The 17120-nt window shown below is 35.6% G+C and carries 14 protein-coding genes and 1 pseudogene; 6 read left to right on the top strand and 9 right to left on the bottom strand.

Translation table 11 applies throughout. The features are described from left to right. The 3 genes from X926_RS07935 to X926_RS07925 all read left to right on the top strand — a co-directional run bounded on the left by X926_RS07935 (position 1) and on the right by X926_RS07925 (position 3256). Positions 1 to 1320: a radical SAM protein gene (locus X926_RS07935; RefSeq protein ID WP_103065681.1), complete on the top strand. Its 1320-nt coding sequence runs from the start codon at positions 1 to 3 to the stop codon at positions 1318 to 1320. Positions 1321 to 1528: 208 nt separating this feature from the next. Next, positions 1529 to 2290 carry an ABC transporter permease gene (locus X926_RS07930; RefSeq protein ID WP_103065680.1) on the top strand — a complete coding sequence of 254 codons (762 nt, stop codon included), beginning with the start codon at positions 1529 to 1531 and terminating at the stop codon, positions 2288 to 2290. A 15-nt stretch (positions 2291 to 2305) separates the two neighbouring features. Further along, positions 2306 to 3256 carry an ABC transporter ATP-binding protein gene (locus X926_RS07925; RefSeq protein WP_103065679.1) on the top strand — a complete coding sequence of 317 codons (951 nt, stop codon included), beginning with the start codon at positions 2306 to 2308 and terminating at the stop codon, positions 3254 to 3256. A gap of 64 nt (positions 3257 to 3320) precedes the next feature. On the opposite strand, the gene iscB is transcribed toward X926_RS07925, so the two are convergent. The 9 genes and pseudogenes from iscB to X926_RS07875 all read right to left on the bottom strand — a co-directional run bounded on the left by iscB (position 3321) and on the right by X926_RS07875 (position 14702). After that, positions 3321 to 4610 (bottom strand): RNA-guided endonuclease IscB, encoded by a 1290-nt coding sequence (gene iscB / locus X926_RS07920; protein WP_103065678.1) that lies wholly within the window; start codon positions 4608 to 4610, stop codon positions 3321 to 3323. 431 nt (positions 4611 to 5041) lie between these two features. Then, positions 5042 to 5170 (bottom strand): annotated as a pseudogene (locus X926_RS10465) (oligopeptide ABC transporter ATP-binding protein); the annotation flags it as partial. A gap of 391 nt (positions 5171 to 5561) precedes the next feature. Beyond that, positions 5562 to 7238 carry an ABC transporter permease gene (locus X926_RS07905; RefSeq protein ID WP_103065677.1) on the bottom strand — a complete coding sequence of 559 codons (1677 nt, stop codon included), beginning with the start codon at positions 7236 to 7238 and terminating at the stop codon, positions 5562 to 5564. A 17-nt stretch (positions 7239 to 7255) separates the two neighbouring features. After that, positions 7256 to 8230 carry an ABC transporter permease gene (locus tag X926_RS07900; protein ID WP_103065676.1) on the bottom strand — a complete coding sequence of 325 codons (975 nt, stop codon included), beginning with the start codon at positions 8228 to 8230 and terminating at the stop codon, positions 7256 to 7258. A 76-nt stretch (positions 8231 to 8306) separates the two neighbouring features. Beyond that, positions 8307 to 10070, bottom strand: coding sequence for an ABC transporter substrate-binding protein (locus X926_RS07895; RefSeq protein WP_103065675.1), 1764 nt, complete (start codon positions 10068 to 10070; stop codon positions 8307 to 8309). Between the two features lie 18 nt (positions 10071 to 10088). Beyond that, positions 10089 to 11297 (bottom strand): ABC transporter ATP-binding protein, encoded by a 1209-nt coding sequence (locus tag X926_RS07890; protein ID WP_103065674.1) that lies wholly within the window; start codon positions 11295 to 11297, stop codon positions 10089 to 10091. After that, positions 11297 to 12322, bottom strand: coding sequence for an ABC transporter ATP-binding protein (locus tag X926_RS07885; protein WP_369973688.1), 1026 nt, complete (start codon positions 12320 to 12322; stop codon positions 11297 to 11299). The genes X926_RS07890 and X926_RS07885 overlap by 1 nt, the downstream gene beginning before the upstream one ends. 228 nt (positions 12323 to 12550) lie before the next feature. Then, entirely contained in the window at positions 12551 to 13786 is a 1236-nt protein-coding gene (locus X926_RS07880) for a replication-associated recombination protein A (protein WP_103065672.1), read from the bottom strand. Continuing rightward, a complete protein-coding gene (locus tag X926_RS07875; RefSeq protein ID WP_103065671.1) occupies positions 13761 to 14702 on the bottom strand; it encodes an NAD-dependent epimerase/dehydratase family protein in 942 nt (313 codons plus the stop codon). Before X926_RS07875 ends, X926_RS07880 begins: the two co-directional genes overlap by 26 nt. Positions 14703 to 14902: 200 nt before the next feature. Here X926_RS07875 and hflK point away from each other — a divergent pair, with 200 nt between their 5' ends. The 3 genes from hflK to X926_RS07860 form a co-directional block, all read left to right on the top strand. Further along, positions 14903 to 15898: an FtsH protease activity modulator HflK gene (gene hflK, locus X926_RS07870; RefSeq protein ID WP_103065670.1), complete on the top strand. Its 996-nt coding sequence runs from the start codon at positions 14903 to 14905 to the stop codon at positions 15896 to 15898. Then, positions 15895 to 16755 (top strand): protease modulator HflC, encoded by an 861-nt coding sequence (gene hflC, locus X926_RS07865; RefSeq protein WP_103065669.1) that lies wholly within the window; start codon positions 15895 to 15897, stop codon positions 16753 to 16755. Before hflK ends, hflC begins: the two co-directional genes overlap by 4 nt. A gap of 2 nt (positions 16756 to 16757) precedes the next feature. Then, positions 16758 to 17120 (top strand): hypothetical protein (locus X926_RS07860; protein ID WP_146255748.1); only part of this gene is annotated, 363 nt, incomplete at its 3' end.

The raw sequence follows: 17120 nt of genomic DNA, 5'->3' as shown, positions 1-17120 counted from the left end.
ATGAAAGTTATCCTAATAAGTCCAAATTTTTTTAATATGACGCGTGTAAAAGAAGAAACATCATTAGGATTACTGTATCTCGCGACAGAAATACAAGATATCTGTGAAGTAAAAGTTATTGATGCACCATTAGAGGATAAAGAAGACCAAGAAATTATAAACGAAATTGAAAAAATTGATCCCGAAATCGTGGGAATAAGTGTAAATTTTGCAAATGCTTTGAATTCCGCCAAGAAAATCGCAAAAAGATTAAAAAATAATAATTTTAAGGGATTTCTTATTTTAGGGGGGAATACTGCAACTTTCCTGTATGAACAATTACTTACGAAAAATTATGCAGACATAATTGTTCTTCATGAAGGAGAAACTACATTCAAGGAATTACTAACAACGGTAAAAAAATATTTTTCAAATAAGTCTAGTTTATGGGAGGAGTTGTCTCGCATAAAGGGAATAGCCTTCAAGAATGGGAATAACCTAGTAGTCACAGATAAAAGAGATTCTATTAAGGACTTAGATAGTATAAAAATACCTGAAAGAGATTATTTGGATAACTATTACCAAAATACAAATACTATTTCTATTATCAGTAGCAGAGGTTGCCCCTATAATTGTTACTATTGTTCTACAAATGCCATGTGGAAAAATTGGCGTTCTAGAAGTGCAAAAAACATAGTAGCTGAAATTGAATACATAAAAAAGAAATACCCAAATATTAACCATTTTTCATTTGTAGATGATAATTTTTTGGTAAATAGAAAACGAGCGGAAGAATTTGCTCAGTTATTATTAGCTAAAAAATTAGATATTAATTTTGACTTCTTAACTCGTATAGAGCATGTAAATGAAGACATCTTGAAAACATTGAAAAAAGTAGGATTAACAAACATGTTTTTCGGCGTAGAATCAGGAAGTCCTAGAATCTTAAAATTATTAAATAGACATTATACCCCGAATGAAGTAATAAAAAAAACAAAGTACGCCGAAAATCTGGGTATAAAAATAACTGCTTCCTTCATAATTGGTTTTCCATGGGAAGAAGAGAAGGATATACGAGAAACCTTAGATCTTATTGATCAAACCCCTTCAACTTATACCCAAGTTCATATTTGTACACCTTATCCTGGGACTCCTTTTTTTGAAAGCGCTAAAGAATTTGGAATTACCCTTCATATAAAAGATTTAAGTGAAATTAAACAAGACGAAGAAGTTTACATGGAAACAAAATATTTGAAAGCAGCTGATATACTTTCTTGGTATAAAAAAGCAGTTTCTGACATCCTAAAAAAGCAATATATTCAAAAAATCAAAAAATCTTGATGATTCAACATTCTTGTTTAAAAAACTAGGTAGAAAATAAAGTCAACATTATAATTATCAAAAAAGTTAAAAATGAGTTTAATTTACTATTAAAGATATATCTTATATCAAATTTGAAAATTGATTAGCAAGTTTTCTAAAATAACTCAGGAAAGAAATAACAAAAGAATATGAGCTTTTATAGTATTTTTAAATGGAGGGATGAAGGATGATAAATGCTTTTGTTGCAAATTTCAGGAAAACTTTTATTGAAATGAAGAGATATTTTTTTGACACAGTTTCTTCATTCATAATACTTTTCATCATCTTCTATCTTATATTTTTTGGCTTTAAGATAGCAAGTGGCCCTAATTTTGGAGATACCATTGATGGAATCATTGTGAGTTATTTCATGTGGATAATGTTTTTAGCTTCGTTCCAAGGTGTTTCATACTGGATAATTCAAGAGGCAGAAAGAGGAACTTTGGAACAACTGTTTATGTCTCCTGTAAAATTCGAGTTTCAAATGATTTTTCATGTGATAAGTGATTTTTGTATAAACGTTCTAATGATAGTACCTTTAATGTATTTAGCAGCTTTTACAACAGGAAGAACTTTGAATTTTGACCTTGTTACTCTCCTCTATTTAATTATTCTTGGTTCAATTAGTGCGGTTGGTGTTGGTTTAATTCTTGGGGGAATGGCTTTGATGTTTAAAAAGATTTCTTCATTCATTCAAATATGTACTTTTGCTTTCCTTGCAATTTTGATGTTTGAAGTTGATACACTTTGGTTTGAACTTTTGCCAATGGTAAAAGCAACAGGGATGATGAGAAGTATGGCGGTTACAGGAACAAAGTTTTATCAGTTCCCGATTCAAGACCACGTTATTTTATGGATAGCTGCAGCGTTATTTCTTTTGGTTGGAATAATTATATTCAGAGGTTTTGAAAAACGTGCTATGGTTAAAGGAACTCTGGGACAATATTAAAGGGTGGTGAAATAGATGAACGTTATTGAAGTTAATGACTTACTAAAAAGATACCCTCAAAGAACTTCAAAAGAAATGCTTACAGCGGTAGATAAGATTTCATTTCACGTGAAAGAAGGAGAGATCTTTGCACTCCTTGGCCCAAATGGTGCGGGAAAAACAACTACCATCAAAAGTATATGTGGCCTTCTTGTTTTCGATGAAGGAAAGATAAAAATAAAAGATTATGATTTGAAAACAGAGAGGTCTAAAGCTCTTAAACAGATAAGTGTGGTTTTGGAAGGGAGTAGGAACCTTTATCACAGGCTAACCCCAATTGAAAATATACAGTATTTTGTTGGAATCAGGGGGAAAAAGATATCGAAAAATGAAGCCTTAGATATTTTAGATTTTTTGGGAATTAAAGAAAAAGCCAATGAAGTGGTTTATACACTTTCAAGGGGAATGCAGCAAAAAACAGCCCTAGCTGTTTGTTTAGCAGCGGATACTGATGTTCTGCTATTGGATGAACCTACTCTTGGGCTCGACGTAATTTCTAATGTAGAATTTAGAAGATTGTTAACAAACGTGAAAGAAAAAGGAAAAAGTATTCTACTTTCTACCCATGATATGGCATTAGTTGAAGAAATAGCAGATAGAGTTGCGATAATAAACAATGGGAAAATAGTTGTGTGTGAAGATAAGAAAAAGCTAATGGATGTATTCAGTGCAACGGGTTACAAGATTAAAGTTAGATCAGAAGATACCTTAGAAAGAGAACTTGATAAAATTGGCATTACAGAATTGACAAAAGAGAGTAACGTTTACGACCTTACAGTTGACTTTAAAACATCTTCAGAATTATATGAGGTTATTGATTTTTTCAAATCACGTAATGTAGAAATAATGAGCATAGAAAAGCAAATGGTGAATTTCGAAAAGATATTCATTTCATATACTAATGGGGATAGGGGAAGAGAAAACTAAACTCTTGGCGGGATTTTATTCACTCTTTCCCGCCAACTTTTATATTCGCTTCTACTGAAAGCCGTTAAACTTTTCTAAACATATAAGGCTTAACAGTATCAGTCTTAACTGGTCTTGAAAGCTCTGCAAGTTTAATATAACTTCCCTTGTTTTGTATACCTTTCACAGTATACTTTCTACCTTCGTATATTACTATATCCTTTGGTTGATAGGAATACCTTTGAGTACGAATACTTCTTCTACCTTTGGATACTTTCTGCCCTCTAAACTTTTTAAGGTTCTGTGTATTGTAGTTCTTATTACGCGTAGTTCTGCCATTAAACAGTTCTTGCCCTTTCTTAGTCGAGCCATCTCTTGTATCTATATACTTTGCATCATAGAACTTCTCTAAACTACGATTGTTTCTTCTGATTTGTTCAAAATATATTGGTTCTATTCTTCTTTGATTAGTTCCACCTACAATACAAAAAGCGTCATTGTAATGAGTCTTGTCAAGGTTAAGCTCTATTCTCTTTAACTTGGTCATATAACCGTATGTGTATGCACAACCAAGCATATCTACTAGTTTCCATCTAACGGTTGTCATAAAAGTAGCTGCTTTCAACGGTTTATAAACAGGTTTAATTCCATAAAGTTTACCATTTACCCCATGATCTACTGGGTTATGGCATTTAGTACATAACGTAATTAAATTACTTGGTCTATCGGTTCTATCACCTTTCCAAAAACCTATGTGATGTACTTCAAGTGGAACATTACTTTTACCACATAATTGACATGCATAGTTATCTCTGTATAGTATATATTCTCGAAGATTATAGAAATCTCGTTGTTCTCCTTGCTGGTATTCTATGCCTTTAATCTCTGGATTTACTAGTTTCTGAGTGTCAAATTTTGCTACTTCAATTACTATGCTCGTTATAGGAAGAATCTTCTTGATGAATTCTATAAATCGAATATGAGTATCTAACTTATGTCGGATACTAGGAGCTAACCAGCCATCAGGTTTTCTACGATTATCGAACCTTGGTTCTCTATACCTTAACCTATTTCTCCGAATTCTACGATACATTCCCTTTTCTTTGATAAGCTCACTTACATCATCTCTAAGTTCAACTTCACCTGATAATACTTCTTCTTTCTCTGTTACAGCAGAAAAACCTATATGTTTGTGACCGCTATCTACACCAACCGTTATAGGTTGAGTGAAATGTGTTGTGTCATAACTAAGTTTTATAGTGAACGGTTTGTTTCTAACTACTGTTGCTTTACCTTCTCTAAGCAAATGCTTAACTTTACCGTGCCTTTTAGTAGGCATTAAAGGTGTTCCATCTTTCGCAATAACGTATACCATTTTCAGATCTCCTTACGGAAATAAATCCGCTTTTCAGCGGTAGGTTCACTTCGCCAATGTTATTCAAGGTTTTTAGTAGCAACACTTTTCCTACCATCAGAAATGTTTAATCACTACACTTAGAGTCTGGGACTAGTGAAGTATCCCAGAGTAACTATATCATTCTTGAATAACGTAGTCAATTAAGACTTAGGCTAATCAACTGACCTGTAGTTTCCTACAAGTCACTACCCTTTAGGGTAGTTGGCTGTTGACTCTAGGGTCTAAGAAACCGTATATTAAATCTAAAATTACGATACAGCAGAGGTATAAAAGAGTTGTAAAAGTCGACAAATTACCTAAAAAACATGAACATCATCCTACTGAATAGTAGCCAAAAAGGTCCCCCATTCCAGGCCAATTAAATATACCTTCTATGATCAATGCTATAGGTGTAAAGACCTTTCAATTATTTCGTCAGCATCACCCAACTCAACTATTCTTCCAAGATACATAACAGCAATCCTATCGTAAAAATATCCATCAGTTGATAAGTCATAAGTTATGTATAGATACGTTAGTCGTGAACTACTTAATCAATGAATTGACGAGCTTTGATTCCCACTAAAATGATGTTTTTTTCATTAGTACATCTCTGATGTATCCAACACCACTACTTCTGGATTGGTTCTACCAATCCTAATACAAATACTTTTTTGTATTTTTTTTCGTATTAGGATGTTCTTATGTACCTCGAATATTTTACGCGGGGAAGGTAAGCACGTTATCGCATATTTTCTCCCTGCAACCTCATATATTCAATTGTCAAAGAATATACAACTATATACATTATAATACATATTTCGACGTCTGTCAAATAGTGATGGAAAGGTTTTAAAAAATGGGGAACTTATGCTAGTGAGCATAATAAAAAGCCCCACAAAATACGTGGGGTTTATATTAATTATAGAATTACAGGCCTAAGGCTCGTGGATCCAATGCATCTCTTATGGCGTCTCCAAACAAATTGAAGGCTAGAACCGTTATAATGATAAACAATCCTGGTAAAAGTACCCAAGGGTAACTGGTTAAAACTTGTATATCTTGAGCCTGGGAAAGCATCAATCCCCACGAGGCTCCAGGTTCGGTTACTCCCACACCTAAGAAACTGAGACTAGCCTCACCTAAAATATATCCCGGTATAGATAACGTCGCAGAAACGATTACGTAGGTATAGGTATTTGGTAACAAATGGTTCCATATCACTTTTCTTGGAGGATATCCTAAAGCTATAGCCGCTTGAACAAACTCTGTTTGTTTCAAACCCATAGTCATTCCTCTTATAACCCTTGTCATACCAGGCCAGCCAATAAAAGACAAGATTACAACTATCAGAAGATACCGAATCTCTGGTGAGATACCTGTAGGCAACACAGCACTTAAAGTTAATATCAAATAAAGGCTAGGGATTGACATCAATATTTCCGTAAACCTCATAGTCACTTCGTCCACCCATCCTCCAAAGTATCCTGCCAAACCGCCTAAAAAGATACCTATTGTAAATGTTAATAATATTCCAATCAACCCTATAGAAAGAGAGATACGGGAAGCAAAGAATATCCTACTGAAAATATCCCTTCCATATTGGTCTGATCCCCATACATACAGTATCCCATCGTTTGAAAAATAATCTGATAACGAAGGTAATTTTGGTTTTTCAACTCCAAATAAATGTAAATTGGTTGGGAAAAGCCCTAAAAGCTTGTAATCCCAAGAATGAATAAAAAATTCAATAGGATAATTTTTTAAATTAACCGCTTGCAAATCTGAAGGGGTCAATACAACAGGTAAAAAATCAAAATAGACATATATCTCTTCCAAAGTCGCAAAAGTATCTATGCTAATAATTTCTTGATTTCTTATTTTAGGAGCGTATCTATAATCACTTTTGTAAGTATTAATTGCCATACTTCTGTTATCTTCGTTAACAACAATCGTCTCTCCACTCAGAAGTTTTGAAAAATTAACGTCATAAAGGCCATCTTCAAATGAAACTGGACCATTTAAGTTCTCTTCTTTTGTAAAATAAGATAAAGGAATCAAAGTCTGATCATATTTACGATTGGTTGATAATTCAATATATTCTCCATCTGCAGTTTTCGCCATGATAGTATTCTTAAATGTATAAGTAATATCTGAAACTGTTGCATTGTAGGTTGGATTGTATTCACCCAATTCAAAGGTAGTTAACTCACCCGTTTCGGGATCCCTCGCCTTAATTACATCCAAATGGGTTGCTTCCACGTAATTACTTTGGTATGTTATTGGATCTCTCTCACTCATATACAGGTAAGTGTGAGGTCCGACTCTTTCACCTGTGAATAAATCCTTTCTATAAATCGTAGAAGGAGGGGCAAATCTATACTGAATATGGTTATTAAATGGATTCATTGGAGAGACAAAATCTGCAAATATAGCAAGTAAATATAAAATGATCAACACAACAAGTGATATCATTCCCAATTTGTGCCTTCTTAATGCCCTCCAAATAAGTGCAGGCGTTGACATGAATTCTCGCTCAAAAAGTTCTTCATCGTTTTGTGTGTTTTGGGGTGTGTTCTTCAAATTATCCTTCTGCTTTTTTCTCACTTAAAAATCCCTCCAATTTAAGCACTCATTCTTAATCTGACACGAGGATCAGATGCAGCAAGTAAGATATCAGCGATCAAATTACCAGTAATTAGTAGAATACCTTGCAAAAACAAATTTGCCATTACCAGGTAAATATCTTGCTGGAAGATCGCATCTCTCATCAAAGTTCCTAAACCTGGCCATGAAAACACATATTCCGTTATCAACGCACCACCCAATATCGAAGATAAACTGAATCCCAATGAGGTAATTACAGGATTGATAGCGTTTCTCAACGTATGCTTGTATATGACAACGTCTGAAGGCATCCCCTTTGCTCTTGCAAACTCTGCATAATCTTGGTTCATCTCATCTAAGATCTGCCCTCTCATAACGCGCATAGTTCCAGCAAGAGATGCCGTTCCCAATGTAACTACAGGGCCAGCAACATGCCAGAAGAAATCACCTATCTGTTTGTACCAGGGGAAATTAGCAAATTCTCGTGATAACATCCCCCCGATTGGAAATATTCCAGTATTTGCAGACCACATTAACCATAATAACGCGAAAAAGAAGTTTGGAATAGAAAGACCTATCAACCCAAGAGTAGAAAGGGCTTGGTCTGTAAATTTGTATTGGTGAAGCGCTGCAGTTATTCCTAAAGGTATACCAATTCCCCAGGTAAAGATAAAAGTTGTCACTCCCAACAAAAGTGTGGCTTCAAGTCTTCTCAGCATAACTTGCCAAACATCTATTTTATAGACGAAAGAGTATCCCCAATCTCCCTGTAGAATGTTTCCTAACCACAAAAAATACTGGGTTACAGGATTTTTATCCAACCCATACAATCTCTCTAATTCTTGAATCTGTTCACGACTGATATTGGGATTTATTCTATATGTATCCAAAAAATCACCAGGTGCCAATTGCATTACAAAAAAAGAGATAACCGATACTCCTAACAACACAGGTATAGCAAGAATAAGCCTTCTAATTATATATTTGAGCAAGATCACGAAGCCTCCCTACTATGATTTTAAAAAGGCAGAAGGTCTCCCTTCCGCCCTTTTTTAATAAACCTAAAAATTACTGTTCTTTCCAGGCGTACTCAATTTTCCACAGACCTGGTGAGTAGGAATAACCGTAAGGGTTAATCGTTCCATATTTTTCTACAGGATACAAATGCAACGTGTTTTTATGCATATTCAAGTAATTCTGAGAAATTGTGTAAACTAAGATCTGATTTTCTGTAACCAACATTTGCCATTCATCCCAAAGATCTTGAAGCTCATCTTTATCTAAAATCGAACGTTGTACTCTCATAATCTCGTCAATTCTTTGCTCGGCTGGGTGTGCCCAGTATTCATCTGGATCAACCCATTCCATAACTTCAGGAGACCAGTTCCAGAAATGTAAACCACCATCTAACAACCAAACGTTTGTACCCCATCCAGGATCGTCTCCTCCAACTAATCCAATGATAATTGCATCCCAGTTAGCTGAGTACATTTTTTGAACCACTGCGTTGAATTGCATTGGCCTGTAATTAACCTTAATTCCTAATTTTGCTAAGGAATCAACCAAAATAACAGCGATTTCGTTTCTTACCGCATTTTCTCCGTTGGTGTTCAATTCAAACTCTACAACGTTTCCGTCCCAATCGACTAATTCACCGTTCTCATTCCAACTGAAACCTGCTTCTCTTAGTAGTCTCTGCGCTGTAACAAGAGAGTATCTGAAGCCCAACTCTTCGATTTCAGGATTGTAGAAAGCAGATGAATTAGTTCTTGGACCATAACAAGGTACAGCTAAACCGTTATACAATGTATCTATGATAGTTTGTTTATCAAACGCATACGCCACAGCTTTTCTGAAATTATCGTTTCTGAACCATGCCCTATGAACAGGATCAGCAGCGTTGAAATTGAAAGCTATAAAGTTTGACCCAGCGGTCGCTGGTCCTACTATTACATTCCATCCCTTCTCGTCAGCTTGAGCTCTCAAAGCTGGGAAATCTTTAGCTGCAGGACCATGCATATCTGTTTCTCCTGCCTCAAATCTCAATCTTTCAACATTGGTGTCTGTAACTATTTCGAAAACAATTCTATCTAAGTAAGGAAGTTGTACCCCGTCTTTTGACTTTTCAAAGTAGTATGGGTTTCTTTCCAGAACTACCCTAACTCCTTCCGTGTACTCTGTAACTTTAAAAGGTCCACCAACTACTATTTGATCAACTTGTTCTACCGTCCAAGTGGATTGGAAGGTTTCTGCATCCGTTACTTTATCTTCTAAAACATGTTTTGGCATTATTGCAAATCCGCCGACTGTTTCAAGCCCAAATCTGAATACTGTAGGATATTTGAACATGATTCTATTACCTTCGACAGTCAATTCTGGAAGGTTACCTTCAGCGTCCATATAAACATCGTTACCATCTGCGGTTAAATCTGGGACTATTATCTTCTCCCATGTAAACACTACATCGTCAACGGTTAGTGGATGACCATCGGACCATTTAACCCCTTCTCTCATCTCAAACCAGTATAGTGTACCTCCGTCTTCAGTACGCTCTACTCCCCAATCTTTTGCAAGTGATGGTTGAGTTGGTTGCCCATAAAAATCGCTACTGAGTAACGATACACCACCTAGATTGATAATGATAGAAGATGATGTTTCCTGAGCCCAGTAAGTATTTAAAGTTTTTGGGCCTGAAGTTGTTGCAAGGTATAAGGTTCCTCCTTTTTGACCACCTTCCACATCGGCGATAAGCCACTCAGGGTTGTAAGCTTCTTGCGCAAAAATCGTCAAAGCACTTAAAGCCACTACTAAAAGTACTAACAACTTTCTCATGTGAATCCCTCCTTTAAGTTATTTTACTAACTTACCCTCTTTTTCTTGTGATAAACCTCTATCTCTATCCTCTTTGTATAAGAAACAAGCAACATAATGGTTTTCGTTTATTTTATAGTACTCAGGGTAATCTTTTTTACATATATCCATAGCATAGGGACATCTTGGGTTGAAAAAACATCCCTTAGGCCTGTTAACTGGACTTGGTACTTGCCCTTTAACCAAAAACTTTTTCCTATCTCTTCGTTTTCTTGGATCTGGAAGAGGAGCGGCATTTAGCAAAGCTTGCGAATATGGATGTAACGTTCTATCAAATATTTCTGAACCATCTCCAAACTCAACTAATCTTCCAAGATACATAACACCAACATGGTTTGAAATAAACCTAACAACCCCTAAATCATGGGAAATGAAGAGATACCCAACGTTGAACTCACTCTGTAAAGACTTTAAAAGATTGATTATCTGTGCCTGTACCGAAACATCTAATGCCGAAGTAGGTTCATCCAAGATGATTAACTTTGGATCTAAAATTATCGCCCGTGCAACGGCAACCCTTTGTCTCTGGCCACCAGAAAATTGATGAGGATATCTGTCGGCGTGGTAAGGTTTCAAACCGACTTTTTTCAACATATCAAGTGCGATATTTTTTGCTTCTATTTTATTTTTTGCCATCTTGTGAAACAAAAGTGGTTCAATCAACGTTTGTCCTACAGTCATTCTTGGATTCAAAGAAGATGTAGGATCCTGAAACACTATTTGAACATTTCTTCTAAAATCCGCTCTTTTTCTATCTAAATCTTTAAACATATAATCCAAAAATTTTTCTTTTCCATTATCGTAGTAATATTGGATATACTTTCTCTCTTCTTCTTCGAGGGTTTCAAGTACTTTCTCTTTGCTCCCCAACTCTTTTTCTAATTCATGAGCGTACTCGATGTATTCCCTTTCCAAATACTTTGCTCCAGCTCTTTTACTCATAAAATAATGAGAAGTTTCTTCTCCGTTTAAAAAAATCTTACCCGAAGTAGGATCTTCCAATCTCAAAATCGTTTTACCGATCGTGGTCTTTCCACAACCTGACTCTCCAACCAATCCATAAGTTTCATTTATATCTAAGTTCAAATTGACCCCATCCACTGCTTTTATGTACCCGACCGTTCTATCTATCAAAAACCCCTGTTTAATCGGAAAATATTTTTTCAGATTACGGATTTTTAAAAGCATCAAAGAGCCTCCTTCTTATCTATCACATCGTCATAATGAACAGGAGTAGTATCAGATATAGGATTAAAACATCTTATGTAATGATTTTCTTCAACTTCTGTTAACTCGGGCCATTCTTTCCTACACTTGTCAGTGGCATATGGGCATCTTGGCAAAAAAGGACACAATGGTGGAGGATCCAGCATAACAGGAGGTTGCCCTTTTATTGGGTTCAATAGATCTACCTTTATATCGTGCCTTGGTATACAGGAAAGCAGAGCATGGGTATATGGATGCCTAGGTTTTTCAAAAAGTGTATAAATATCTGTCATTTCCATCTGTGTCCCACCGTACATTACGATAACCTTATCGGCTACCTCGGCTATTACAGAAAGGTCATGAGTTATGTATATCATTCCCATATCATACTCTTTTTGCAAATCTTTCATCAACTCTAAAATTTGGGCTTGAATAGTAACGTCCAAAGCAGTTGTAGGTTCATCGGCAATCAAAATTTCCGGATTGCAAGAAAGCCCTATAGCTATTACTACCCTCTGCCTTTGACCGCCTGAAAATTGGAAAGGATAGTCATCGATTCTTTCGGCTGGGTTGGCAATCCCTACATCATCTAAAAGCTTTATAGCCCTCTCCCTTGCTTCTTGTATAGATACGTTTTGGTGAAAAACAATCGTTTCAATCATCTGATCGGCTATTGTAAACATTGGGTTCAAAGAAGACATTGGATCTTGAAAAACCATTCCTATATGTTTCCCTCTTATCCTTGTAAAATCTTTCTGTTTTAGTTTTGCCAGATCAACGAACTCTTTCTTACCGTCTTTACTAAATTCTTTTGTTTTAAATAATATCTGACTCTCTTTGGTAATATAACCTGGACTTTTTATCATCCCCATTACAGATTTCATTGCTACACTTTTCCCAGACCCTGTTTCACCAACGATCCCTAAAGTTTCATTTTTACTCAAAGTAAAAGAAAGTTGATTGACAGCTTTAACCGTTCCTTCAGCTACGGGAAAGTGTGTGCTCATGTTTCTAACATCTAAGATGATATCATTCAATATTTTCACCTCATAAAAATAATATCTCTTTAATTCTATTTCATATTATAATAAATATTAACCTTGATTGTCAAGTAGAAAAAAACTAATTAACAATAGTCTACAGAATTTATTGCCAATTATTCCCGAATAATGAAAAAAATTTCAATAATGCTAACTTATCTAAATTTTTGTGCAAAAAGTTTCATGACTCATTGTTCAATAATTCTTCTTATCTTTCCAGAGATCTTTTAATCGTTCTTTTATACGTTTTTCAATACCAATTTCCTTTGGCGTGTAAAATTGGGTATTTTCAAAACCTTCTGGCATGTAACTTTCTCTAACGAAACCTCCGTAATCGTGGGGATACTTGTATCCCTGGCCAAAGCCTTGTTTTTCCATTCTTTTATTCAAAGGATTTATCAATTTAGGGGGTATCTCGAAATTATTTTGACTTATAAACTCTTTGGCTTTAGCATAGGCTAGGTATGCTGAATTAGATTTTGGTGATGAACACAGATAAATTGTAGCTTCAGATAACGGAAGGTAACATTCGGGGTAACCAACATGTTCAGTAGCTATCATAGCTGATACAGCTATATTTAAGGCATTAGGATCAGCCAAACCAACATCTTCGGCAGATAAAATAACCATCCTTCTTGCTATATACATAGGATCCTCACCGCTTTCAAGCATATAAGCAAGGTACAACAACGCCGCGTCCACATCGCTACCCCTCATACTTTTTATATATGCAGAAATAAAGCTGTATTTTGCGTTTTTATCGTAAGTCAGTCGATACCCGGTGAAATCTTTAAGAAATTCTAAATCAATTGAATTGATCCCAGCTTCATTTGCTGTTTCTATTAAATTCATTATCCTTCGGATATCATTTCCAGCATATTCTATCAGTGCTTTCCGTGCCTCTTTTGTAATTTTTAAATCTTTGTAATAATCTTCTATTTGTTGGAATAAATTTTCATAATCTTCGGCAGTTAATTCTTTAGTTTTAAAAACCAATACCCTCGATAATAAAGCTGGATTGACACTAATAGCTGGATTTTCTGTTGTCGCCCCTATGAGAGTTAACTCTCCTGTTTCAACACTTAAAAGTAAAGTATCTTGTTCGGCTTTATTCAATCTATGTATTTCATCGACAAATAATAATTTGGGTTTTGTAAAAAGATTATTTTTTTGCTCTATTATATCCTTTATTTTTTTCTTTCCCTCTATTGCCCCCGAAATAGAAAAAACATCGTAATAATCTTTTATCTCGTTTATTAAAGCCCTTACAATAGTAGACTTACCGCTACCAGGTTCCCCATATATAATGAAAGATCTAACCTTTTTATTCTTTATCCAGGTTTTAAGTATTTCTTTCAACTTTTCGTTACCCAGTACCTCGTCAACCTTTTTAGGTCTAATTATCTCATAAAGAGGTTGTGTACCACTCAATAGTGTTTTCCACCCCTTTTTCTAAATCGTATTTAGACTCCCATCCTAAAATACTTTTTGCCTTCGCATTCGAAAGTAAGCTTATCTTCACATCCCCATCTCTTTCTGGCTTACAAACTGGGGCATTCTCATACCCTGTTTTCCTTTTCATCACTTCAAAAAGCTCGTTTACAGTTGTCTTCTTATTGGTTGAGATATTTATCGTCTCTTTATCAGCTTTATTTATTGATAAAAAATTGGCTTCAACGACATCAAAAACATGTACAAAATCCCGCACCTGTTCTCCATCACCGTAAATAACTATTTCTTTTTTCTCAACCATATTTTGTGTAAAGATTGCTACTACCCCTGCTTCTCCCTTTGGGGTTTGTTTTGGGCCATATACGTTCGCATATCTCAATATAGTGTAATTCAGATCATATTGGAGTGAATAAAATTCAATATATTTTTCGCAAGCAAGCTTTGAAATAGCATATGGACTAATAGGATGCGGACAGTAATCTTCAGAAGTGGGAACAGGAGCGTTATCACCGTAAATGGCCCCGCCTGTCGATGAAAATATGAACTTTTTAATTCCATACTTAAGGGATAATTTCAACAAATTCAAAGTACCCATCACATTGATTTCAGCGTCCCAGTTTGGATCTTTAACAGAATCGGGAACAGAAATCTGTGCCGCCAAATGAAAAACATAATCGAACTTATGGGTTTCAAATATTTTCTCCAAAACATTATAATCTCTAATATCTTGTTGATAAAAAAGAGCCAAAGGTGACAAGAATTCTACGTTTCCTGTGGAAAGATTATCGATAACAACTACGGAGTTGCCTTCTTTCATCAATCTATCAACTAAGTTTGAACCTATAAAACCCGCACCCCCAGTAACGAGGATTCGATATTTGTTTTTATCAGCCATATTTTACCTCCAAAAGTGATAATGATTTAGCGCCCCTTCGCCCTATTTTATATTTTTATTATAACACTCTAGAGCCTTAAATGTATTTTTGAAATTTAAATAGATTATAGTAAAAAATCTGCAAACATATGCGACTTTTATGTTATAATTAATTTTAGCCCTTTTGAGCCTTCCTAAATTTTGAAAAGAGGTGAGTAATTTTGGCTGAATATGAGATCTTCAATCCCAATGAAGAATTTAACGACGAAGGTAACAATCATGAAGGTCATAGATGGCGCAATATAATCATTATTGCCGTTATCATAGCGATTGGTATTTACCTTTTAACCGGTGTTTATCAGGTAGGACCTTCTGAAGTAGCATTAGTCAAAACGTTCGGTGAATACAAATCCACCGCAGGACCAGGCTTACACATTCATCTACCCTACCCAATTCAATCGCATGTTATAGTGGATGTAAGAACAATAAATAAAGTTGAACTAGGCTTTAGAACCACCAGCACCGGAAGAACCCCCACATACAGCACATACACTGATGAAGCAGAGATGATCACTGGTGATCAAAATATAATTAGTATAGAAGCGGTGGTTCAGTATAGGGTAAACGATCCTGTAGCATATGCCTTCAATGTAATTCAGGGGTACGACTTAGTTAAATCTACCTCTGAAAGTGTACTTAGAGAACGTGTTGCTCTGTCCGATTTAGAAAATGTCTTGACTACAGAGAGAGATCAAATAGCCATGGAAACAGCTGAAAGAGTTCAGTCCATACTGGACAGTTACAACTCGGGTATTCTCATACAAAACGTTTATCTCCAAGCAGTAACACCACCAGAACCAGTCGTTCCTGCTTTTGATGATGTGAACAACGCGCGTCAAGACCAACAAACAGCTATAAACGAAGCTCAAAGGTACGGCAATGACATCATTCCGAGAGCCGAAGGAGAAGCTCAAAGAATCTTAAACGACGCACAAGCTTACGCATATGAACAAGTTGCAAAGGCAACAGGAGAAGCGGAAAGGTTCAAAGCTTTACTGGAAGAATACCGAAACTCCGAAGACATTACAAGAAAAAGATTAATATTAGACTCTGTACAACAAATGATTAAAAATTCAAAGATACAAGTAGTATCTGAAGAAGGAAACACCTTGAATTTTTTGGATTTAAGTGAATTTATTGGTGGTGATGCACAATGAAAAATACGACGCTATGGGCAGTAGTTATAATCGTAGCTTTTTTTGTTATTCTATTCAGTTTTACGGCTTTCTACATCGTTGATCAAACTCAACAGGCAATAGTACTTAGATTTGGGAATATTATAAGCATAAAAACGGAACCAGGAATATATGTAAAAACTCCCTTTATAGACAACGTAGTTAAACTCGAGAAAAGGATCATGATCTATGACATACCCGTAGAAAGGGTAATAACTTCCGACAGAAGAACTATTTTAGCCGATACATATGCAATATGGAGGATAGAAGATCCTCAAAAGTTCATTGAAACACTCAGGACCGTAGAAGTTGCAATGACAAGAATCGATGACATCGTTTATTCGCATGCAAGAGATGTTATAGGAAATTACACATTCCCTGAGGTCCTTTCACTCCAAAGACAAACTATCCTGGAAGAAATAAAAAATCGCAGTGAAGCATCACTTGAAGATTTTGGAATAAATGTTGTGGATGTAAGACTCAAAAGAACCGACCTACCTCAGGAGAACACCGAAGCTGTATACGAAAGAATGAAAAGTGAAAGGTATGCTATGGCTGCTCAATTAAGGGCTGAAGGAGAAAAAGAAGCCCAAAGAATGAAAGCCGAAGCAGATAGAGAAGCAAGTAGAATCAGATCAGATGCCCAAAGAGAAGCTGATATCATAAGAGGAACAGGTGAGGCAAGCGCAATAAACATTTACTCAGAAGCTTATTCCTTGGATCAAGATTTCTTCGAACTACAAAAAATAACAGACATTTACAAAGACTCATTCAACAACAGCGTATTATTAATACCCAACGATTCACCTTTACTTGAACTTTTCTATGAGGTGGAATAGTCTTGAAGCTAGTTTCTGAGATTGTATTATTCTCGATGTTAATAACATTACTCTTTGGCTGTCAATATGATGGTAAGTCAAACATTAATTTTGAAATCGAAATTCCAACAAAAATTTCCCCAAATATCCCGTTAACGATAAAAACAAATTTTGACTATGATAATGTAGAAATAATTATCGATGGAGAGGAGGCTCCCTCCTCCCTCTTTTTGGATGAAGAGGGAACTTCTTCTTCACCTCTTTTGGGTGAATATGGAACTTCTTCTTCCTTCCTTATGGATGAAGAAAACGCTTCCTCCTCTATCCTTATAGATGAAGGGGGAACCCCTTCTTCTTCCTTCCTTATGGGTGGGGAGCGGGGCGAA

Source organism: Petrotoga sp. HWHPT.55.6.3, from assembly GCF_002895495.1.
Lineage (GTDB): Bacteria > Thermotogota > Thermotogae > Petrotogales > Petrotogaceae > Petrotoga > Petrotoga mobilis.
The sequence above is the reverse complement of the archived record's forward strand: the minus strand, read 5'-3'. Positions and strand labels throughout refer to the sequence as shown.